General features: G+C 36.4%; 23 protein-coding genes and 1 riboswitch. Of the genes, 12 read left to right on the forward strand and 11 right to left on the reverse strand.

The genetic code is table 11. The annotated features are described in order from the left end of the window. The first annotated feature begins 52 nt into the window (after positions 1-52). Both NSQ74_RS19560 and NSQ74_RS19565 read left to right on the forward strand, forming a co-directional pair. On the forward strand, positions 53-952 hold the full coding sequence (locus NSQ74_RS19560; RefSeq protein ID WP_340825546.1) for an aldo/keto reductase: 900 nt from the start codon (positions 53-55) through the stop codon (positions 950-952). Then, the gene (locus tag NSQ74_RS19565) at positions 949-1,413 is read left to right on the forward strand and encodes a VanZ family protein (protein ID WP_340825548.1); all 465 of its coding nucleotides are present in this window, start codon (positions 949-951) and stop codon (positions 1,411-1,413) included. Before NSQ74_RS19560 ends, NSQ74_RS19565 begins: the two co-directional genes overlap by 4 nt. Positions 1,414-1,550: 137 nt before the next feature. Here the strand turns inward: NSQ74_RS19565 and NSQ74_RS19570 are convergent, their stop codons facing one another. Next, positions 1,551-1,820, reverse strand: a complete 270-nt coding sequence (locus tag NSQ74_RS19570; RefSeq protein WP_340825550.1) for a YqkE family protein — start codon at positions 1,818-1,820, stop codon at positions 1,551-1,553. A 22-nt stretch (positions 1,821-1,842) separates the two neighbouring features. Continuing rightward, complete coding sequence (locus NSQ74_RS19575; protein WP_340825551.1) at positions 1,843-3,027, reverse strand: acetyl-CoA C-acetyltransferase; 1,185 nt, start codon at positions 3,025-3,027, stop codon at positions 1,843-1,845. A gap of 259 nt (positions 3,028-3,286) precedes the next feature. On the opposite strand from NSQ74_RS19575, the gene NSQ74_RS19580 reads away from it, so the two are divergent. After that, a complete protein-coding gene (locus NSQ74_RS19580; RefSeq protein ID WP_340825552.1) occupies positions 3,287-4,258 on the forward strand; it encodes an alpha/beta hydrolase in 972 nt (323 codons plus the stop codon). A gap of 67 nt (positions 4,259-4,325) precedes the next feature. On the opposite strand, the gene NSQ74_RS19585 is transcribed toward NSQ74_RS19580, so the two are convergent. Next, positions 4,326-4,796, reverse strand: coding sequence for an S-ribosylhomocysteine lyase (locus tag NSQ74_RS19585; RefSeq protein WP_340825553.1), 471 nt, complete (start codon positions 4,794-4,796; stop codon positions 4,326-4,328). Between the two features lie 293 nt (positions 4,797-5,089). Further along, a riboswitch (cyclic di-AMP (ydaO/yuaA leader) is annotated at positions 5,090-5,236 on the forward strand. 235 nt (positions 5,237-5,471) lie between these two features. Between NSQ74_RS19585 and NSQ74_RS19590 the strand changes: the two genes are divergently transcribed. Further along, positions 5,472-6,740: an MFS transporter gene (locus tag NSQ74_RS19590; RefSeq protein WP_340825555.1), complete on the forward strand. Its 1,269-nt coding sequence runs from the start codon at positions 5,472-5,474 to the stop codon at positions 6,738-6,740. 14 nt (positions 6,741-6,754) lie between these two features. Next, positions 6,755-7,927 carry a M20 metallopeptidase family protein gene (locus tag NSQ74_RS19595; RefSeq protein WP_340825556.1) on the forward strand — a complete coding sequence of 391 codons (1,173 nt, stop codon included), beginning with the start codon at positions 6,755-6,757 and terminating at the stop codon, positions 7,925-7,927. 213 nt (positions 7,928-8,140) lie between these two features. Here NSQ74_RS19595 and NSQ74_RS19600 read toward each other — a convergent pair whose 3' ends face one another. The 4 genes from NSQ74_RS19600 to NSQ74_RS19615 all read right to left on the reverse strand — a co-directional run bounded on the left by NSQ74_RS19600 (position 8,141) and on the right by NSQ74_RS19615 (position 11,433). After that, positions 8,141-9,550 carry an NCS1 family transporter gene (locus tag NSQ74_RS19600; RefSeq protein WP_340825557.1) on the reverse strand — a complete coding sequence of 470 codons (1,410 nt, stop codon included), beginning with the start codon at positions 9,548-9,550 and terminating at the stop codon, positions 8,141-8,143. A 23-nt stretch (positions 9,551-9,573) separates the two neighbouring features. Then, positions 9,574-10,374, reverse strand: a complete 801-nt coding sequence (locus NSQ74_RS19605; protein ID WP_340825558.1) for a carbon-nitrogen hydrolase family protein — start codon at positions 10,372-10,374, stop codon at positions 9,574-9,576. A 37-nt stretch (positions 10,375-10,411) separates the two neighbouring features. Next, positions 10,412-10,852, reverse strand: coding sequence for a hypothetical protein (locus NSQ74_RS19610; protein ID WP_340825559.1), 441 nt, complete (start codon positions 10,850-10,852; stop codon positions 10,412-10,414). Between the two features lie 77 nt (positions 10,853-10,929). Next, positions 10,930-11,433 (reverse strand): cysteine hydrolase family protein, encoded by a 504-nt coding sequence (locus NSQ74_RS19615; protein ID WP_340825561.1) that lies wholly within the window; start codon positions 11,431-11,433, stop codon positions 10,930-10,932. A gap of 129 nt (positions 11,434-11,562) precedes the next feature. Between NSQ74_RS19615 and NSQ74_RS19620 the strand changes: the two genes are divergently transcribed. Then, complete coding sequence (locus tag NSQ74_RS19620; protein ID WP_340825562.1) at positions 11,563-11,781, forward strand: DUF3953 domain-containing protein; 219 nt, start codon at positions 11,563-11,565, stop codon at positions 11,779-11,781. Positions 11,782-11,867: 86 nt separating this feature from the next. Here the strand turns inward: NSQ74_RS19620 and NSQ74_RS19625 are convergent, their stop codons facing one another. Beyond that, on the reverse strand, positions 11,868-12,308 hold the full coding sequence (locus NSQ74_RS19625) for a PH domain-containing protein (protein ID WP_340825563.1): 441 nt from the start codon (positions 12,306-12,308) through the stop codon (positions 11,868-11,870). Between the two features lie 104 nt (positions 12,309-12,412). Further along, on the reverse strand, positions 12,413-14,107 hold the full coding sequence (locus NSQ74_RS19630; RefSeq protein WP_340825564.1) for a sigma-54 interaction domain-containing protein: 1,695 nt from the start codon (positions 14,105-14,107) through the stop codon (positions 12,413-12,415). Positions 14,108-14,256: 149 nt separating this feature from the next. Between NSQ74_RS19630 and NSQ74_RS19635 the strand changes: the two genes are divergently transcribed. Genes NSQ74_RS19635 through NSQ74_RS19645 form a run of 3 tightly spaced genes read left to right on the forward strand, consistent with a single transcriptional unit; the run spans position 14,257 to position 16,491 of the window. After that, a complete protein-coding gene (locus NSQ74_RS19635) occupies positions 14,257-15,135 on the forward strand; it encodes a polysaccharide deacetylase family protein (RefSeq protein ID WP_340825566.1) in 879 nt (292 codons plus the stop codon). Between the two features lie 11 nt (positions 15,136-15,146). Continuing rightward, complete coding sequence (locus tag NSQ74_RS19640; RefSeq protein ID WP_340825567.1) at positions 15,147-15,476, forward strand: hypothetical protein; 330 nt, start codon at positions 15,147-15,149, stop codon at positions 15,474-15,476. A 10-nt stretch (positions 15,477-15,486) separates the two neighbouring features. Continuing rightward, positions 15,487-16,491, forward strand: a complete 1,005-nt coding sequence (locus tag NSQ74_RS19645) for a CobW family GTP-binding protein (RefSeq protein ID WP_340825568.1) — start codon at positions 15,487-15,489, stop codon at positions 16,489-16,491. Positions 16,492-16,820: 329 nt separating this feature from the next. Here the strand turns inward: NSQ74_RS19645 and NSQ74_RS19650 are convergent, their stop codons facing one another. Together NSQ74_RS19650 and sirA are read right to left on the reverse strand one after the other, a co-directional pair. Continuing rightward, positions 16,821-17,039 (reverse strand): YneF family protein, encoded by a 219-nt coding sequence (locus NSQ74_RS19650; protein WP_024361518.1) that lies wholly within the window; start codon positions 17,037-17,039, stop codon positions 16,821-16,823. A 100-nt stretch (positions 17,040-17,139) separates the two neighbouring features. Further along, positions 17,140-17,565 carry a sporulation inhibitor of replication protein SirA gene (sirA, locus tag NSQ74_RS19655; RefSeq protein ID WP_173478238.1) on the reverse strand — a complete coding sequence of 142 codons (426 nt, stop codon included), beginning with the start codon at positions 17,563-17,565 and terminating at the stop codon, positions 17,140-17,142. A gap of 229 nt (positions 17,566-17,794) precedes the next feature. On the opposite strand from sirA, the gene NSQ74_RS19660 reads away from it, so the two are divergent. From NSQ74_RS19660 to NSQ74_RS19670, 3 genes are all read left to right on the forward strand, one after another. Beyond that, positions 17,795-18,148: a lmo0954 family membrane protein gene (locus tag NSQ74_RS19660; RefSeq protein WP_340825570.1), complete on the forward strand. Its 354-nt coding sequence runs from the start codon at positions 17,795-17,797 to the stop codon at positions 18,146-18,148. Between the two features lie 16 nt (positions 18,149-18,164). After that, positions 18,165-18,803 (forward strand): PspA/IM30 family protein, encoded by a 639-nt coding sequence (locus NSQ74_RS19665; RefSeq protein WP_340825572.1) that lies wholly within the window; start codon positions 18,165-18,167, stop codon positions 18,801-18,803. 134 nt (positions 18,804-18,937) lie between these two features. After that, entirely contained in the window at positions 18,938-20,029 is a 1,092-nt protein-coding gene (locus NSQ74_RS19670; protein ID WP_340825573.1) for an alpha/beta hydrolase, read from the forward strand. Positions 20,030-20,070: the final 41 nt, after the last annotated feature.

The raw sequence follows: 20,070 nt of genomic DNA on the forward strand, positions 1-20,070 counted from the left end.
AGATATGTTCATTGTACCATTACAAGTAGAGAAATCGAAGGAGGGCATTCGTATGAAAAAAAGACAGCTCGGCTCAAGTAATTTATTTATTTCAGAAATCAGCTTAGGAGGTATGTCTCTTTCGACAAACAAAAATAATGCAGCAGCCATTATCGAAATGGCACTAGATGCTGGCATTAATTACATTGACACAGCAGATTTATATGATTTTGGTGCCAACGAACAAATTATTGGTACCGTTTTGGGCAAACGTCGACAAGATATGATCGTCGCAACTAAAGTAGGCAATCGTTGGTCACAAGGTGTGGACGGCTGGCATTGGGATGCCTCCCCTACATATATTAAAGAGGCCGTGCATCAAAGCCTGAAAAGACTAGGTACAGATTACATTGATGTCTATCAACTACATGGTGGTACGATAGAGGACGATTGGGATGGCATTATTGATACATTTGAAAACTTGAAAAAAGACGGTGTAATTCGAGAATATGGCATTTCCTCGATTCGACCTAATGTACTAAAACGTTTTTTACCAGCTAGCTCTGCAAAAAGTGTCATGATGCAATATAGTGCGTTAGATCGTCACCCCGAAGAATGGCTAGATTTTATTGCCAGTGAAGGTGCTTCGGTAGTAACACGCGGCACCGTTGCAAAGGGCTTATTAACAAATACTTGGAAAGAGCGCTTGCAACGTGTTAACGGTTATCAAACCTATACACTAGATGAATTAACCATGACATTAACAGACTTAGCAAAACACTATGAAGATTTACATGCATTAGGGCTTGCCTTTAATTTGAAGGAACCTACTATTGCTTCAACTGTGATTGGTGCTAGTTCACAGGAACAACTTGTCCAAACACTTACAGCCTACGAAAAAGTCAATTCCATTACTAACTTTGACGTAGCTAACAAACTAACAAAAGAAGAACAATACGCAGACCACCGATGAAAAAATGGCTAATTTTACTGCTCCTTTTAGTTATTCTCGCCATTTCCTCTAGCATGAGCTACGAACAACAGTCTATTATTCCTGAGCTTGAGGAACTTTTGGTCAATAAACCTTTTGAAGCACAACTGTCAGTATTAAAAATTCCATATTGGAATACAGTCGTGTCTGTTGAGGAGCGGGGCTACTTTGAATTTGTAGAATTTCTAATTCGAAAGTTTACGCATTTTATAGGTTTTGGATGTATTGCACTCGGAATCTACTTTGCATGGGGAAAACGGCGTTTTGCCGCGGGCGTCGCCATTGCCCTTACGGCAGTGATTGCGATGCTAGATGAATTCCGCCAAAGCTTTACACCTGGACGAACAATGAACGGGCAAGATGTCTTAGTAGATACAGCTGGGGCTATTGTTTTTATTAGCATCGCCTTAGCCGTGAAGAAAATACGGATGTTTAGAAAATAATTATTTATCGTATATAAGCAAAGGATTTTTATCGGCGATTCTCACGAGTCTACCGGCGATTCCAGGCACTCTATCGGCGATTAACAAAAAAACAGTGAATCTCTCATACGAGATTCACTGTTTTTACTAATCTAAGACTAAAACTTAGAGCCTTTATCACCGTACTCGTTTAATAATTCTTCAAACGATTTGTTTTTCTCACGCTGCTTGCGCTCAAAGGCTAGCTGTGCTTGACGCTCTTCCTCTGCCGCCTGCTCTTTCGCTGATAAATCTTGTTTTGCAGCTTTTAACTTCGCTAACACATCGCCACCAAGCTGGTCGGCTAATGTCACAGCTTCTTGCTTTGGTAAACTAGCTGTGAAACTATCATCTACACGCTGCTGTTGTTGTTTTCGTTTTTTTCCCATTACTTTCACCTTCTTACTAACATTAAGGGCGTTGAACAACTGTTGCTACACCTTGTCCACCACCGATACATAATGTGGCAAGGCCCGTTTTTGCATCACGCTTCTCCATCTCATGTAGAAGTGTGACTAAAATTCGCGCCCCGCTTGCACCAATTGGGTGACCAAGAGCAATTGCTCCCCCATTTACATTTAGTTTATCATGATTGAAGCTTAGTTCGCGATCTACAGCAATTGATTGTGCCGCAAACGCTTCATTCGCTTCAATTAAATCTACATCTACTAAAGTTACATTCGCCTTTGCTAACGCTTTTTTCACCGCAGTTACTGGACCAGTCCCCATAATTGAAGGATCTACGCCAGAGCTCGCATTTGCTGAAATTTGTGCCATTGGCTTAATCCCTAACTCTAACGCCTTCGCTTTTGACATCACGACAACTGCTGCTGCACCATCGTTAATACCAGAAGCGTTCGCTGCAGTTACTGAGCCGTCCTTTTTAAATGCAGGGCGCAGCTTTGATAAGGATTCCGCTGTAACACCTGCACGTGGAAACTCATCTTGATTAAAAATAATAGCATCGCCTTTTCGTTGAGGAATTTCCACAGCAACGATTTCATCATTAAATTTACCAGCAGCAATAGCTGCTTCTGCACGTTGTTGTGAACGTGCTGCGAAAGTATCTTGCTCCTCACGTGTAATTTCATACGCATCACATAAATTTTCCGCAGTAATGCCCATATGATAATCATTAAATGCACACCATAAACCATCATGAATCATCGTATCCACGACTTTTTGATCTCCCATGCGGAAGCCTTCACGTGCATTTTTTAATACATACGGTGCTTGGCTCATATTTTCAAAGCCACCAGCTACAATGATGTCAGCATCGCCTGCTACAATTGCCTGTGCTGCTAAATGCACTGCTTTTAAGCCTGAGCCACATACTTTATTAATTGTTAAAGCAGGCACTGTATTTGGTAATCCCGCTGCAATCGATGCTTGACGAGCCGGATTTTGTCCTAGTCCAGCCGATAAAACATTCCCCATGATGACTTCATCGACTTGCTCACCTGCTACGCCAGCGCGCGCTAATGCTTCTTTAATAACGATACTTCCAAGAGTTGTTGCCGGCACATCCTTTAATGTTCCTTGGAATGAACCGATTGCAGTACGCACGGCACTAACAATCACTACCTCGTTTGTCATAATCATTCTCCCCTTTTCCCCGTTCAAAAATCAACACTGCATGCATATGCTACTAGCAGATAACTATATTTTAACAAATATTTTGACGATTTTCGATAACGGAAATAATCGCAGTATTTCAAAGGTTGTTGTAAAATGTTGTCGTGTTTTAAACAAATATAGTTGGGAACATTACAATTAAGAAACATGCATTTACCTTATGATAACTTAGGGACGAATGCCTAGACATACAAAGAAACAAGTCGTGGAGGTATTGAAGATGAAAAAGAAAATGCTTTTATTTTCAGGTATTACAACGACGCTCGCCGCTGCTGCAACGGGGCTGTTCGGCTTTGCGCTTTCTAATAAATTAATGTACATTCAGCAAAAAGACCCCGATTTTATTCGTGAACGCGAAACAACTGCCAAACGTTTTGACGAAGCTTGGTACAATAAAAATTTTAAATGTGAATTAAATATTGACTCTCCTAATGGCTACTCCATTCGCGGCATTATGTTCCAACCACTACAAACAAATAATACGATGATTATTTGCCATGGGGTTACAGAAAATAAAATCAACTCGGTCAAATATGCACGTCTTTTCGAACGACTAGGGTACAATGCCGTTATTTTTGACCATCGAAGACATGGGGAGTCAGGCGGCAAAACAACAAGCTATGGTTATTATGAAAAAAATGACTTAGATGCTGTTGTAAAAACCGTGAAAGCGATGATTGGTGACAATGCCATCCTCGGTATTCATGGAGAATCAATGGGTGCAGCTACAATGCTGTTGTATGCGGGAACGGTTGAAGATGGTGCTGATTTTTATATTGCTGATTGTGCCTTTTCAGATTTTTCAATGCTGCTTAAACAAATTGCAAAGACTGAATTTAAATATGGTTCTATCATTCCGATCCGTTTCGCTGATTTCTTTATACGACTACGTGATGGTTATTCATTTAAAAGTGTAACGCCCTCTGAAGCTGTCACACACATTGAAAAGCCAGTTATCTTTATCCATAGTATTCCCGATACATTTATTCCAGCTTCCATGTCACTCGATTTATATAATAAAAAGACTGGACCGAAAAAGTTAAAGCTTTTTGATAAAGGTGCGCACGCTCAGTCCTTTAATGAAAATATGGCTGAATATGAAGATCTGATACATGACTTTTTAGAAAGTTTTATTTATCAAAAAATAAATCACGATTCTTCCTCATCCAATGTCATTCCTTTTCATCGTTAAATGAAAAACCTTGCAAGCAAAATGTCCATCTGACTTAAAGGACATTTTACAATTGCAAGGTTTTTTATTATTCTGCAAAAACGATATGCCATTCATCACGTTTTGCTAAAAATTCTTTTGCAAGTGCCTGTGCACCTTCAAGACTATGACTTGCTGCCCAGCCACATTGCACTTCATTACATGCTGGTACTGCTGTTGCATTCGTGACATCTGTAAATGTTTTTTCTAAAATCGTTAGCAATTCATCATAATCATTATGATTAATCAACGATACATAAAAGCCTGTTTGACAACCCATTGGACTGAAATCGACAATATGGTCGGAATAATTGCGAATAATATCAGCCGATAAATGCTCTAAAGAATGGAGTGCTGGCATTTCCATATGCTCCTTATTAGGCTGTTTTAAGCGAATATCGTATTTATAGACTTCATCGCCACTTTTTCCTACTTTTACACCTGCTAAACGAACATAAGGTGCTTTAACTTTCGTATGGTCTAAATCAAAACTTTCCACATTTGTTTTTTCACGTTCCATTGCTAACAGCTCCTTTTCTTACAATACTAACTATTATAACCGGTTTTCTATGAAATGTGTAAATTTTTAAAATAGAATGATAATTTAGCTGTATCCTACACAAATTTTCAAAATAATAACAGTCTAAATCTTTCCCCTTTTGAAAAAATATTTTCGCACTTTTTATTACTGTTATTCTGATACCCTAATTAATAAAGGTTTTATCAAGTAAAAAATTTTTTCTTCTCATTTGTCAAAAAAATTTTCTGTATTTACTAACTTTTCTTGAAATAGTAGTATCATAGCAGTTTCAACTTTCTAGATCGCTGAAACCAATGGATGCGGGGGAACCAAATTTTTTGGATGAACATTCAATCCAAGGGGTGAATCCTTGTTAAGGTAGGGCTACTCAAAGGCCCGAATCCGTCAGCTAACCTCGTAAGCGTTAAATGAGAAGGAAGATGGAGCTTGTACTATTTGAAAATGATGTATCTACAAGTCTTAGGGCTTTAAACATACTTATGATCAATACAACCTCCAAAACTCCCCATCATTACTTTTTATTGAATTAGAAAGCGTGATGAAACGATCGTGGGTAACACCATTTATTATGTTAGAGATATTTGAAAACGGATTCAACACCACTTATCTCCATCGTATTGCCCTGATTATTAAGTGAAAACGGAGGAAACCAATATGACTACTCAACAAGGAAAAAAAGGCATCTTTTATGGATGGTGGATTGTAGTGGCATGCGTCATGATTATGACATTTTTGTATGCACCAATTATTAATTTAGTGTCACTTTATACTGTCCCTGTAACAGAAGATTTGGGAATTGGAAGAACTGAATTTATGACGTATTATACGATTATGGCTTTAGTATCAATGATCTTCTGTCCAATTGCAGGAAAAGTGATGAGGAATATGGACATTCGTCTTTACTTGACGATATTTACAACACTAGGCACCATTTCATATGTAGGATTTTCATTTGCAACGACTGCGATGCACTTTTATTTATTCGCAGTGCTAATGGGGGCTTCATTAGCAGGAGCTGCTCTTATTCCTGCACCAGTATTAATAACAAATTGGTTTAACGAAAAGCGTGGATTATGTTTAGGGATTGCACTAGCAGGTAGTGGTCTTGGCGGTGTCATCCTTAGCCCTGTCCTAAACTGGCTTATTACAGATTATGGTTGGAGAAGTGCTTACCTCATTACGGGCATTTCAATGTTTGTGTTAATCGTACCTATGGCATTATTTGTTATTCGACTTAAACCTGCAGATAAAGGTCTTGTTCCGCTAGGTGAAATAAAAAATATAACGACTTCTTCACAAACAGTAGAAGGGCTTTCACAAAGGGAGGCATTTAGATCCGTATCATTTTGGGCACTTTGTGCGGCAATTGTTGTCGGTGGTATTGTCGTGAATGGTATGATCATTAACCTCGCACCTTATTTAAAGGATATTGGTGGCACACCTCAACACGCTGCAATATTGCTTTCTTTAGGTTCAGCAATGGTCATCGTCGGAAAATTATTAGTCGGTCGCTTATACGATAAATTAGGTACCATCACAACATTACTTATTATTTGTGGCTCTGGTTTAGTAAGCTTTTTATTTTTGATGAGAGGCGACCTATTAATACCTGGTATCCTGTATACGATATTTACTGGATTTGGTGCGACGGCCGTTACAGTTACACCTGCTTACTTAACTTCATCACTATTTGGGGAAAAAGAATATAGCGCGAAATTCGGGATTGTCTCATTATTTTCATCACTAGGCGCTGCACTAACACCAATTGTTTCTGGCGCAATTTATAATATAAATCATTCCTATGGATTACTGTTAAATGTCTTAATTGTACTTTCAATCGTGTTATTTGGATTGTTTGTCATTGCCATTAAAACAAAACCTAAATTTAATACAACTTCAGATATGGAATATTCATTAGACTAGAGAGGTGTATTCATATGACTAAACATGAAACATTAATATTGGCGGAAAATTTTCAAGAAGAATTCATTCATCATCGCAGACATTTACACCAACATCCTGAAATTGGATTTGAACTACCGAATACAGTCGCATACGTTGAAAAAACATTACTTTCCATGGGCCTAACACCTCAAAAAGTAGGACAAGCAGGGCTAGTTGTAACGATTGGTAATGGCAACGGGAAAACAATTTTACTAAGGGGCGATATGGACGCATTACCGATGGAAGAAAACACGGATTTACCGTTTAAATCAACAAATGGATTTGCACATACTTGCGGTCATGACATCCATACGACGTTCATGCTCGGCGCAGCAAAGCTTTTAAAAGAGAAAGAAAAAGAGATTCATGGTACTGTCAAAATTATGTTCCAGCCCGCCGAGGAAATTGGTCTTGGCGCAAAGGATATGATAGAAAATGGCTTACTCGAAAATCCAAAAGTTGATGCTGCCCTTGCCCTCCATGTCACTCCAGATTTAGAAGTAGGGAAATTTGGTTACAAACCTGGCATCGCCGCTTCATCATTAGATGGCTTCTTCCTAAAAGTGCAAGGCAAAGGCGGGCACAGTTCTGAGCCTCAAAATGCCATTGATCCTTTAATGATTGTCAATGCGATATACAATCAAATGAATACATTAGTCAGCAAAGAAATTGATCCTAAAGAAAGAGCCGTTCTCGTTATTGGTAAAATGGGTGGCGGCACAGTAGCAAATATAATTCCAGATACAGCACATTTAGAGGCTACACTACGCTCTTTCAAACCAGAAGTTAGGGATCATCTATTTAATAGAGTTCAAGAAATTATAGATGCGACAGTGAAAATGATGCGTGGAACATATGAATTAAAGACTATCTCTACCCCATCACTTTATAATAATGAAACACTGTGCAAACAAGTCGTACCTTTTGTGAAAGAAATTTTAGGGGAAGACAATTTACAAATTGACGCTGAACCATTAGCAGGCACCGAAGATTTCTCTTACATTAGCCAACAAGTGCCAACAATGTTTATGTGGGCTGGCTCCAACGGATTAGGTGACAACAACTACCCACTACACAACCCAAATATTATGTTAGACGAAGGTGTTATTCCATTAGGGGTAGCGGTCGTTGTGCATAGTGCTATTAGTTGGTTAAATCAGGCTTAGCCTTTTCTAAAGTCCAGAAGGTAGAAGAACTCTAAAATTTGAGTTCTTCTACCTTCTTTTTTCTTGTTCCTATTAAAGCTTATATCATCTACTGACATTTAGCCTCTACAACAAATTTACCGGTATCAATATCCTCTTAAGTAAATGACATAGCAAAGCATGCGCTCTATTGTTTCATCTTTCATTATAACGAACGCCACCTTTTCTTCAGCTCTATACAGGAATTTTCCAATCTCGGTTCACAGAAGTTCCTAAATATTCATCTGAGTAATTTGAAACTACTTCTTTTTGCGGGAATTTATTCAAATACCATCGTTTCATTAGTATATAGTAAATGAAAACAGATATAGGGAAACCTACGAAATACATGTAATCTATGAACACTATAGCGAGTACACTACTAATGAGCCACGCTAGCATACCTGCCAAGTTTACCCCACGATTGTATGTAAATTGCCCCTCCTGCCTATATAAATCTGTCACATGTAAACGACGCTTACGAATTATGTAGTAATCACAAATGATTACACCCGCTAATGCTGACATTGTTGCACCATAATATCCTAAGAAAACAAATAATTTATCTAAAACTAACCATGGTTGAAAAACTGTACCAATAATTCCTGCCAAAATAATGCCCCATGCATAAGATAAATTAAATTTAGCTCCTGCATTTACAAATGTTAAAGATGCGGGTATTAGATTTGCGGCAGAATTGGTTGACCATTGTGCTAAGACAACTAGTAATAAAATGATTACCATAATCCAACCAGTTGCAAGCTGTTGCACTACTTCAATAGGATTCCAGTTGCCAGTAGCTAAAAAACTTACTGCTCCAATTATACCGATAAATGTTTGGACAGTTGGCAAGGCTAACAAATGAGGGATGTAACTATTTGTATTTCTCCGGAACCAATTGCGCTCATTTCTTGGTGCTTTCACATAACGCGTTAGATTTGGTATATCCACTGCAAGTAAAGACCAGAAGCCCATATTAGCAGCCATAATAAGCAACCATGTTGTTTCAGCTGAACTGCCCTCATACGTAAAAATATTTATCCCTTCTACTGTAGCTATACTTGAAATCTTCACAAAAATCCAAATTGAAATCAAAATAATGGAAGGTGCTGCAATAACGGCAAATCGATCGATTGCCTTAATACCAAAGGCGGTATTCGCTATTTGAACACCCGCAAACACAACATACCATACAAACCAAAAATCAAATCCCGTTAAATTTGCCACAATATAGTTAATGGCCGTTGCGCCAAGATATGTTTGAATACCGAACCAAATACAAGCGACTATACCTCTTATTAACGATGGAATATGCACACCTACAGTGCCAAAAGGTGCTCTTAAATAAGCTGCAAACGATAAACCATGCTCAATACCAATATCTCCGGTTAAACTCGCGACAATCGCTATTAGTACATTGGCAACAAAAATTGCGCCCGCTAATTGCCAAAGCGTCATCGATTCAATACCATTTGCTCCAATTTGGAATGTTGCAATAATGACCGCCATTCCGACCCAAATATTAAAAAAACCTAGACCTGTAATAATGCGATGCCTTCTTAAAGTGGGCACGATATCCTTGGTAATTAATGTGTTGCGTTTCATAATTCTCCCCCCTGATTAAAACTTTATTCGCTTGGATGAAAAACGGCTTTATTTAAATCTCTTAAATAAGGTACTTCTCTTCGTTGTTGAATGACTCGTTGTAAATTGATTGTTGCTACAATGCATTCATCCTCCTGTACAGCTTCGGCTAGGACATTGCCTTGTGGATCAATAATTCTACTTTTCCCACCAAAATGTGTTGTCTGTTTTTCACTTCCTGAACGATTGGCCGCAATAACAAAACAACCATTTTCGATAGCCCTTGCTCTACTCGCTATGTCCCACACGTAGTAACGCTTTTCGCCAAATGCTGAAGGGTATACGAGAATATTAGCTCCTTGTAATGTTAAAATTCTGGCTCCCTCTGGAAATCCAATTTCATAGCAAATTTGTAAACCTATTTTCAAATCATCTTTATGGATAACTGACAGTGCATCTCCTCTATTAAATCTAAGATTTTCTTGATCCCAAAGATGTGTTTTTCGATATTTGCCCAATATGCCATTTTTCGCTATGACGAAAGCGGTATCAAAAATTGTACCTTCGATTTCCCCTCGTTCTAAAATACAGCCGATCATTGTAACATCGTGTTGAGTCGCAATACGCTGTAAATAGTCGGTCGTTTCCCCTGGAATCGTCTCAGCATATTGCCAATCTTGTTCTTCAACCCGATAACCCGTATTAAATAATTCAGGTAATACAATGAGTGTTGCCTGTTGTTCAAGCGCTTGTTCAATTAACATTTGCGCCTTTTGTAAATTGCCAGCTTTATTGCATAATTCACAATTCATTTGTACAGCTGCTACTACATGTTTCAAAGTCATCACTCCCCATGCTTTAGTAAATTAATGACGGCCTATATCAACTACATACAATAGTCCTCCTTTCCTTTACAATTTTTCTTAGCAAAAATCGTGCCAACTTTTCAAGGTTTAAAATAATGTTAGAAACCCACTTATATTGCCAATTTTTTAAAGGGAAAAATGAAAACTTTGTAGCAAAGTTATGCGTTTCGGCATAGTAGCAATGCAATTTAGTGTTTATACTAGTAGAATTTCTTGAATCGCCGGTAAAACTCGTGTTTTCGCCGATAGAACCATATAAATAGCCGGTAAAACTCGTGTTTTCGCCGGTAGAATCATATAAATAGCTGGTAAAACTCGTGTTTTCGCCGGTAAAATCATATAAATAGCCGGTAAAACTCGTGTTTTCGCCGATAGAATCATATAAATAGCTGGTAAAACTCGTGTTTTCGCCGGTAGAATAACGTGTATCCTGCACTGTGCGGAAAGTGACTGACATAAGAGAGACCATCAGAACAACAAAAAAGTGTTAGATTGATTGCAGTCAATCTAACACTTTTCCCCTAACTATAAAATTCATTCTATAAATTTCAAAAATCTGTTACTCCATATATTTTCATAAAAATCAATTGTCTCTTGTGCTGACATAAATGGGTTATGGATGGTAGAAGTCGCTTTACGTACCATAAAGTTTTCATATCCCAAGCCATGGGCGAATTTAATCGTTGCATCCATACAGTATTCTGTTTGAGCGCCGCAAAATTCAATTCGCTGCACAGCTAATTCGTCTAAAATTGTTTTTAAGCTTGTTTCGTAAAAAGAATTTGCATGTTCTTTTCTAACCAAGTAATCTTGCTTTTGCACATCTAGATCGACATGAATCGCCCAAAGTTCCTCTTCTGGTACGAGTTCTTCATCACAATGTTGAACAAAAATAATTGGTTTTTGGTGTTCTCGATATAAAGCGATTCGATTATTTACTTTTGTGAGTAAATTTTGTAAATCAAATAAATGCTCGTTACTGAAACACACGCCATTTTGTAAATCGATAACGATTAAAACATCTGCACTAGTCTTCATTATCTTGCCTCCTCTATTTATACAAAAATTCTATCATTTGAAAACGGTATAAAGATATAGCATGACATTCAATTAGTTATGCTACATTATAATATACATCAGTTAATTTTAATCAGAGGAGGAATTTACTTGAAATTCATTAAAATTAGCCTTACATGTCTTATCGTTTACATATTTGTGCATAGCCTCATTAAAAATGATTTTTTATATAGTCCAATATCCTCGCTATTACTCGGCTGCTTATTAGCAATTGTAGGATTAGAACAATTTAAAAAAAGACGCAATTGGGGTTATTTATTTTCAGCAGTATCTTTGCTAGTAATCGTAGTAAGTATTTACTCATTTTAACCCCAAATACTAGTCATTTATTATTTCATAAAAAAAGAGAAAATACCTTGCTCGACGTAACACAAGAGGTATTTTCTCTATATTTTTTACTCGAAGCTTTGCATCTGCATATTAGGACAGCGTTTACTTAATTCTGCAATGAACTCCGTTTTATTGTCTGGTGAAATCTTTATACTACTAAAGCTTGTAGATTCCACACATAATTCGAGTCCTTGATCTGTTGGTGAAATTTTATAACCAGTGAATTCATCTGTTGTCGGAGAAACCTTTGTTATATTTTGATAAGGGATTCGACGTTTGAATGGTCCACCTTTAATACATAAATACTCTTTATAGAAAACATATTGTATCGAAGTGCCATACCACCAAACAAAACCTCCAGCAACAAGAAAGAGAACAGCAATCAGCAGTAAAATTGCAAACGGTAATTGTTTATACAAAGGAAGCAATGGGATTGAACCCATAATGACAACGACTAAAAATATACCGGTTAACAAAAACATGTTTACCTTCGTGCGAAAAACCATTCGTCCATCACCCTTTCTTATATACTTACATTATAAGCAACAATCCATAAAATTGTAATTATTTTCAAAGATGCACTTTGTAATCGAGTCTGAATTACGCTTTTTTATCGAATATTATATTTAGCAATTTTTCTACTAATTGTTGATTGATTCACTTCTAATAATTTTGCCATTTCCACAGTTGTTTTACATGTTTCAAATGCCATCTGCAATAATTCTTTTTCAGCAAATTCTACACACTCTTTTAAGGGCATAATTTCTTTTACGAGTACAGACTTGCTCTTCTTAGTTTCATTCAGTGCAATTGCGAGTATTTCGCTTGTCAAATCATCTGAGTCGCTCATAACATAACTTCGTTCAACTACATTTTGTAATTCTCTAATATTACCAGGCCACTCATACTCGGTTAACTTTTCGGTAAAGGTTGAATTGAATGTTTTGGATGTATGGTATTTGTTATTTAATGTAGTTAAAAAATGCGTCGCTAAAGAAAGTATATCTTCCTTGCGTTCACGTAACGGGGGTAAATGAATTGGAATAACATTTAAACGGTAATATAAATCTTGTCTAAACTTTCCTATATCAACCTCTTCAGCAAGATCTCGATGTGTTGCTGCTATAAACCGCACATTGATATGGATTGCTTTAGTACTACCAATACGTTGTAGCGTTCTTTCTTGTATTACTCTAAGTAATTTTATTTGAAGTGAAAGAGGCATATCCCCAATTTCATCTAATAACAAAGTGCCGTGATTAGCAAGCTCTAGTAACCCTTTTTTCCCCTCTCTATTTGCTCCAGTAAATGCACCTTTTTCATAGCCAAATAACTCAGATTCTAATAAGTTTTCGGGTATAGCACTACAATTGATTTTAATAAAAGGCTTATTTTTCCGATAGCTCATTTCATGAATAAAATTGGCAAAAACCTCTTTGCCAACACCGGTTTCTCCTAAAATTAAGACGGTCGAATCTACTGCTGCTACACGTTTTGCAAGTTTAACTGCTGCCTCTAGTTTTTTACTTTTATAAACGAGCGAACTCGAAGGTGCCTTCCTATCGTTTTGTAATTTTGACAATTCACGTTGATATTCATTTATTAAACATTTCAACTGTTGTATTTCTTGTTGTAGGTTACTAATATCTGTAATATCCCTCGAAGCATTTACAACCCTTATTATTTCTCCCTGCTTATTTTTTATAGGGGTTCCTACTACTAATAACCTTTTGTTGTTTTTAGTTGATTGGACCGTTGATATTTTCTTTTTATTTTCTAAAACTAGTCTTGTTATTGAAGGTTGGTATACCCCTTCCTTTTCCAAATCTAAAACATTTTTCCCAACAAGCTGTTCTTCACTTACACCCCATATATGCTTGCATGCTGCACTAACTCTTAATGTATTTCCTTTGTGATCGGATACATACAGAACGTCGTAAATAGATTCAAATATCGCTTTTAAATCTTCACTTTCTTCCTTATACCGTTCATAATCTTGTTGCAATGGCCATGACGAATTAATAGAAACTAATATGTAGTTTTTGTCTTTCTCACTTATTCTAGAGAAGAAAAATTGATATGCTTTGTCACCGCAACAAAAACTTTTCATTAATGGAATGTCAGTGGCAAAAGCTTTTTTCAATAGCGGTGCTAATTTTCGATGATTAATAATTTCACGGTTAAGTTGAATGGCTTTTTGTGCTTTGGTATTTAGCATTTTAATAGAAAAATTTTCATTGTAAATAATTGATGCTAATGGTAGCTTTTCGATTGTTTCAGAAGAAATTTTAGTATTTCCAAGCATAGTACCTCTCCATTCTTTAATTTTTTCAGCATTATAACATAAGCTTTATGCAATTGTGCATATTTTCTAAATTATTTAAAAAATTTATTACAAGAATCATTTTTTTCGCTAGACTAATGATAAAAAATCATTAAAGGGATGGATGATAGATGCAACGAGAGATTTTAGTAGCATATGGTATTGACGTTGATGCAGTAGCAGGTTGGCTTGGGTCTTACGGAGGCGAAGATTCACCTGATGATATTTCACGTGGTTTATTTGCAGGTGAAGTTGGAACTCCTAGACTTTTAGATTTATTCGACAAACATAATATTAAAACAACTTGGTTTATTCCTGGTCATTCGATTGAAACGTTCCCAATTGAAATGAAAGATGTTTTTAAACGAGGTCATGAAATTGGCGCACACGGATATTCTCATGAAAATCCTATTGCGATGACACCGAAACAAGAAGAACAGGTTTTGCTCAAATCGATTCAACTTATTGAAGATTTAACGGGCAAAAAACCGACTGGCTATGTTGCACCTTGGTGGGAGTTTTCCAATGTAACGAATGAATTATTAATTAAACATGGCATTAAATACGATCACAGTTTAATGCATAATGATTTTACACCTTACTATGTACGTGTCGGGGATAAATGGACAAAAATTGATTATAGCAAGCAAGCTGAAGAATGGATGAAGCCTTTAGAAAGGGGCGAAGAAACCGATTTAATTGAAATTCCAGCAAACTGGTATTTAGATGATTTACCTCCAATGATGTTTATTAAAAAATCTCCAAATAGTCATGGTTTTGTTAATCCTCGCGATATCGAACAAATGTGGAAAGATCAATTCGATTGGGTTTACGAAAATATGGATTATGCTGTATTTACGATGACAATCCATCCAGATGTCAGTGGTCGTCCTCAAGTATTACAAATGCATCATCGCCTTATAAAGTATATTAACTCCCATGAACATATTCGGTGGGTAACATTTAATGAAATTGCCAACGATTTCGCAAAACGTTATCCACGCACATAAGGGGGCATCCTATGTGTATTTTTTGTGGTGATTTCATTGCGAACGTACATTGGACAGAGTTTAAAGAAGATGCTACATCTGAAATTATTGTTGGTGACTTACAACGTTCTAGACAGCAATCGAGAATTGAGCGCGTTCAATTCATCAACAAAATTTTAGTTTTATATCAATTAAAACTTACTGAATGGAATGGCAGTAAATTTATTCTTAGCGATTTAAAAGGGAATACATCAATCATCCATGATTTAGGGACTTTATGGGCTGAAGTAGAAAAGCTTAACGGCTACGCTATTGATCCACTGAGCGCGGACGTAATGGAAAAAATAACGATAGCGAATTGAGTGAAAGTATATGCCATCTAGAAAAAAAGCGATTACGATTTTAACTGGTAGCTTAGGTAGCGGTAAAACAACACTGCTTCAAAGCTTATTAACGCATCATCAACTAACTGAAAACATTGCGATTATAGTCAATGAGTTTGGCAAAATCGGCTTAGATCATCATTTACTAAGACAAGCAGAAGAAAAAACGACCTTACTACAAGGCGGTTGTATTTGTTGTCATGCGCGTGAAGATTTAGAGGAAGAACTAAAAAACTTGTTATTTAGTTCTGAACAGGGTGAAATTGATTTTGATCGTATTATTATCGAAACAACTGGCTTAGCTGACCCCGCTCCGATTTTATTTACCATCATGACAAATCCCCTTTTACAACATCGTTTTGTTGTTGATGGGATAATAACAACCGTCGATGCTAAAAATGGCGCTATGCAAATAAAAAATCATGAAGAAACAGTCAAGCAAATCTCGGCAGCTGATATCGTTGCGCTAACGAAAGTAGATATAGTAACGACAGAAGAACTTGATTTGATTTGTGCAGAAATAATAAGAATTAACCCAACATGTAAAATTTTTCATGTTGAAAATGGCAATGTGAACCCATCTATTTTAAATGTTGAAAGGAAACTTTATAACAATCGTCTACCTAGCAACTATCAGCTACCTCCTTACAATAATACATCGCATATTCATTCAATTTCTTTTGCATTTTTGCAACCGTTAAATTGGAATAGTTTCGGTGTATGGCTTAGCTTATTACTATATGCAAAAGGAGAAAACATCCTGCGCGTCAAAGGAATGCTCAATGTCGGTGAAGCAGGGCCGATCATCTTAAATGGTGTACAGCATATTATTCACCCTCCTATCCATTTAAGTGAATGGCCAGAAAATACAAAGGTTTCACATATTGTCTTTATTATGAAAGATATCCCACCTACGTTATTACACCAATCATTATTCTCCTTTCAAACATTTCTTGGTACGGAAATCAATTTACTGCATGTTCATTGCATTTAGGAAACATTGTCGAAAGCTTAATATGAATACGTGCTTAGATGAATCCATTCTTTCCTCGCATCTAAGCACGTTTTTTTATGCATTACTTTAAAAGACCTTCCCTCTATATTCAATTGTTTCATCCATAAACTATCATTTAACATCCATATTTGCCCTCTATTTCCTATCTCTAATTTCTTCTAAAATTTCGATTACTCGATTGTTTTGTTTTTCAATATTTATCAAACTTCGGTAAACCGCTACTGCTTATGAATGCACATGTGCAGAGTAATTTTAACAACGAAAAAAGCAACCGGTTTACAAAACCAGCTGCTCCTTAAAAACTCCAATTATTTCTGGAATTTATTCATTTGAGTCATCATTTGGCGTACTTGCTTTTCAGACGGCGTACGACCCATTTGTGCCATCATCATTCGAATCATTTGTTCGTTAATTGGTGGGTTTTCTTTTAAATATTTCATCATAGCTTGACGTGCAAAATAGAAACCAAGTGCTGCGCCAGCTGCTAATGCGATAATTACAATAATAATCCAGCCCCATGTAGGCATACAACCAACCTCCTCCACTACAATATACCGAGAAAAAAACTCTCCACGCTCCATTATACACCAAATACTAGCGTGTTACTATATATTATAGTGAAAATTCCTAGTGCATTGTATACTTCATCGGCTTTAACCAACCACACTCATTATCTTGTTTATTAAAGGCAATAAAACGCTCACTCATTTTTGCTAGCATTTGAAATAAATCCAAATCAAGCATTCGCGACCCTTCACAATAGACACAGATTTTACGATCTACTAAATAAATCGCCATCTTTCCTTTTATCGGATGTTCTAAAAATAAAGCATTCCGCGCTCTTTCTAAATGAGCATATTTGGAATCTAGCTGTGCTTCTAGCATTGCAGCAATTTCATCGAAGCGGACAGTTTCACATATATACGCGAGTTCTTTTAAGGATTTCTCATTGGCATCTTCACAGCCCTGCATCATTTCTAATAACTTACGCTCTCTACCGAAAATAAACGTTAAATGCTCTTCTTTTATTTTATATATGGAATAGGTTCTCACCAGAAATCCCCCTTCGCTCAGTTTCTTTAACGTAAGTATAGCTGATTGGAACATGTTAATTTGTCAAACGAAGGAGGGAACCATCTTCTATTTTTGTCGAAAAGCTTCTAGTTTCAGCTTATAAAATAATGCTCAGCCTCAAGACCTAGATGAAAATCCATTTCCAGTCCGTTTTAGATGATCTTTCAAACAGGTAACATAAAGATACAAACGAAAGGAGCTAAAACATATGAAAAAATTTCTTTTATTAATTGGAGGTATTATTGCAGCTTGTGTCGCACTTGCATTAATTGGCCCAATTACAGGTTTATTATTTTCAGGTGTACTCGTTGCACTAGGCATGCACTTCTACATTGGCAGTAAATCGACATTTGCAAAAATCATTTGGTTTACAGTTGGTCTAATTGGTGTGCTTTCAGCTGTTTCTAATATTCCAGCAATGATTGGTCTTGCAGCAATCGCCATTATTTATGTTATCTACAAAAAATGGAATGGCGAAGACGTTAAAATCCCAACAGTGGAAGCGAAAGAAGAAGATCCGTTTACAAACTTTGAAAAAGAATGGTCAAATTTAACAAAATAAAAGGAGCGAATTAAAAATGAACTTATTCCAACGTTTTAGATACACAATTGAGGCTGATTTACATCAAGTATTTGATAAAAAGGAACAAAAAAATCCTATCGCCATGTTAAATCAATATATTCGCGAAGCAGAGAAGCAAACAGAACAAACAGGCAAATTATTAGAACGTCAAGGCAAGCTAAAAGAAAAAATGGAACTTGAGCTAAAACAAAATGCCGAATTACTAGCTAAACGTGAAGCGCAACTTCAATTAGCATTAGGTAGTGGCGAACAAGACTTAATCGATTTCGCTTCTGACGAAGTAGCAGCTTATACAACTCGCAATCATACGTTGCAATCAAGTATTGAAGCGAGCACGCAAGAATACTTTGAGCTAGAGCGTAAATTTGAAACAATGAAGCACAAAATTAAAGATATGAAAGTTCGTCAATTACAGTTAATGGGGAAAGAAAATGTCACACGTGCACACCATCAAATGGACGGCATGCTTGCCAACAACAACAAGGCGAATTTCGAGGATTTAGAATCTTATATCGATAAGCTTGCTTACCGTATCGACAAAGATCACGAAGTAACAACTTTTGAGGCACGCCTTGCAGCGCTTGAAAAAAATACAGCCGAAGCTACTTCACCTCTACTCATTGAAAAGAAATAACATGTTATAATGGAAAGAAATAAGGGATGCCTCAATTATTGAAGCATCCCATTTCTTTGAGTATAGGGGGAATAAAAAGAGATAAAGGATAATGATCAATGAAAAATAATAAAAGAAGGAAACGGTTTAATCTATTGATTACTATATGTATTTTTGCTTTTCTTATACTTATGTTTCTAACAATCCTATTATTTAGTTATCGTTTTATCGCACAACAACACATTCAACAAAAAAGTAGTGATCTAATCGCCAATGGTGGCATTAGTGAGCTTAAAGAAGTAAATGTAAATGGAGACAAACAGTTTCTATTAATTGAAGGTAAAGATAAGAACAAACCATTTTGTTTATTTTTACATGGTGGACCAGGCTCGCCGTTCCCATATGGCGTAAGCGCTCGAACATTGTTTCCGGAAATAACCGATCATTGTGTTGCTGTGTATTATGATCAAAGGGGTTCAGGTAAAAGTTATACTAAAGATTTATCTATTTCTACAATGAACCTTAGTCAATTCACAGATGATACGAATGTTATCGTTGATTATATTAGAGAAACTTATCATCAAGAAAAAATATTTGTCATTGGTCAATCTTTTGGTACAGTGATTGGAACTCAATTAGTAGCCAACTATCCAGAGAAAATTCATGCCTATATGGGCATAGCTCAATTAACGAGCAGTAGTAAAGGGCAAGAACTTGGTTATAATTGGTTAAAGGGTGAAGCTATTGCTAATGATGATAAGAAGACACTCCAAGTATTAGAGACTTTAGGAGAAGGACCGTATTTTGCAGAAGATGAAGATCGATTTAGCGATCTTATCAATCAATATAAAGGCATGAATTATTATGATAATACAATAAAAAAAGTGAATGTCATTGATTTAATAAAAGGGGCGTTTACTTCCCCTGATTATTCACTACAGGATTTATATAAATCATTTATTTCAGGTCCACAATTTAGCCTTATCAAAAGCACCGAACTAAAAAAAGAAATCATTAAGACAGATTTTTTTGAGTCTGTAAAGCGTATCGATGTCCCTGTATATTTTATTCAAGGTAAATACGATAAACAGACTAATTATGAATTAGCACAACAATACTATGAATTTATAGATGCACCAAACGGTAAACAATTTATCACATTAGAGCACTCTGCCCATTATCCGAATGCACTTGATGCTGCTATAATACCAAACGCCATCAAAACGATGGTAGAAGCTCATTACTAGGAATCTGACATTCCTCAGAAATAAATTTAGTAGAAAGAAGG

The sequence above is a fragment of the Lysinibacillus sp. FSL W8-0992 genome, assembly GCF_038008685.1.
Classification (GTDB): Bacteria; Bacillota; Bacilli; order Bacillales_A; family Planococcaceae; genus Lysinibacillus.

Bases quoted from the DNA above. Each gene is read 5' to 3' on its own strand.
- NSQ74_RS19665 (WP_340825572.1), top strand. From the start codon at position 18,165: ATGAACTTATTCCAACGTTTTAGATACACAATTGAGGCTGATTTACAT.
- NSQ74_RS19610 (WP_340825559.1), bottom strand. From the start codon at position 10,852: ATGTCAGTCACTTTCCGCACAGTGCAGGATACACGTTATTCTACCGGC.
- NSQ74_RS19590 (WP_340825555.1), top strand. From the start codon at position 5,472: ATGACTACTCAACAAGGAAAAAAAGGCATCTTTTATGGATGGTGGATT.
- NSQ74_RS19600 (WP_340825557.1), bottom strand. From the start codon at position 9,550: ATGAAACGCAACACATTAATTACCAAGGATATCGTGCCCACTTTAAGA.
- NSQ74_RS19640 (WP_340825567.1), top strand. From the start codon at position 15,147: ATGTGTATTTTTTGTGGTGATTTCATTGCGAACGTACATTGGACAGAG.
- NSQ74_RS19650 (WP_024361518.1), bottom strand. From the start codon at position 17,039: ATGCCTACATGGGGCTGGATTATTATTGTAATTATCGCATTAGCAGCT.
- NSQ74_RS19605 (WP_340825558.1), bottom strand. From the start codon at position 10,374: ATGACTTTGAAACATGTAGTAGCAGCTGTACAAATGAATTGTGAATTA.
- NSQ74_RS19645 (WP_340825568.1), top strand. From the start codon at position 15,487: ATGCCATCTAGAAAAAAAGCGATTACGATTTTAACTGGTAGCTTAGGT.
- NSQ74_RS19580 (WP_340825552.1), top strand. From the start codon at position 3,287: ATGAAAAAGAAAATGCTTTTATTTTCAGGTATTACAACGACGCTCGCC.
- NSQ74_RS19565 (WP_340825548.1), top strand. From the start codon at position 949: ATGAAAAAATGGCTAATTTTACTGCTCCTTTTAGTTATTCTCGCCATT.
- NSQ74_RS19615 (WP_340825561.1), bottom strand. From the start codon at position 11,433: ATGAAGACTAGTGCAGATGTTTTAATCGTTATCGATTTACAAAATGGC.
- NSQ74_RS19635 (WP_340825566.1), top strand. From the start codon at position 14,257: ATGCAACGAGAGATTTTAGTAGCATATGGTATTGACGTTGATGCAGTA.
- NSQ74_RS19575 (WP_340825551.1), bottom strand. From the start codon at position 3,027: ATGACAAACGAGGTAGTGATTGTTAGTGCCGTGCGTACTGCAATCGGT.
- NSQ74_RS19660 (WP_340825570.1), top strand. From the start codon at position 17,795: ATGAAAAAATTTCTTTTATTAATTGGAGGTATTATTGCAGCTTGTGTC.
- NSQ74_RS19585 (WP_340825553.1), bottom strand. From the start codon at position 4,796: ATGGAACGTGAAAAAACAAATGTGGAAAGTTTTGATTTAGACCATACG.
- NSQ74_RS19560 (WP_340825546.1), top strand. From the start codon at position 53: ATGAAAAAAAGACAGCTCGGCTCAAGTAATTTATTTATTTCAGAAATC.
- NSQ74_RS19625 (WP_340825563.1), bottom strand. From the start codon at position 12,308: ATGGTTTTTCGCACGAAGGTAAACATGTTTTTGTTAACCGGTATATTT.
- NSQ74_RS19595 (WP_340825556.1), top strand. From the start codon at position 6,755: ATGACTAAACATGAAACATTAATATTGGCGGAAAATTTTCAAGAAGAA.
- NSQ74_RS19570 (WP_340825550.1), bottom strand. From the start codon at position 1,820: ATGGGAAAAAAACGAAAACAACAACAGCAGCGTGTAGATGATAGTTTC.
- NSQ74_RS19630 (WP_340825564.1), bottom strand. From the start codon at position 14,107: ATGCTTGGAAATACTAAAATTTCTTCTGAAACAATCGAAAAGCTACCA.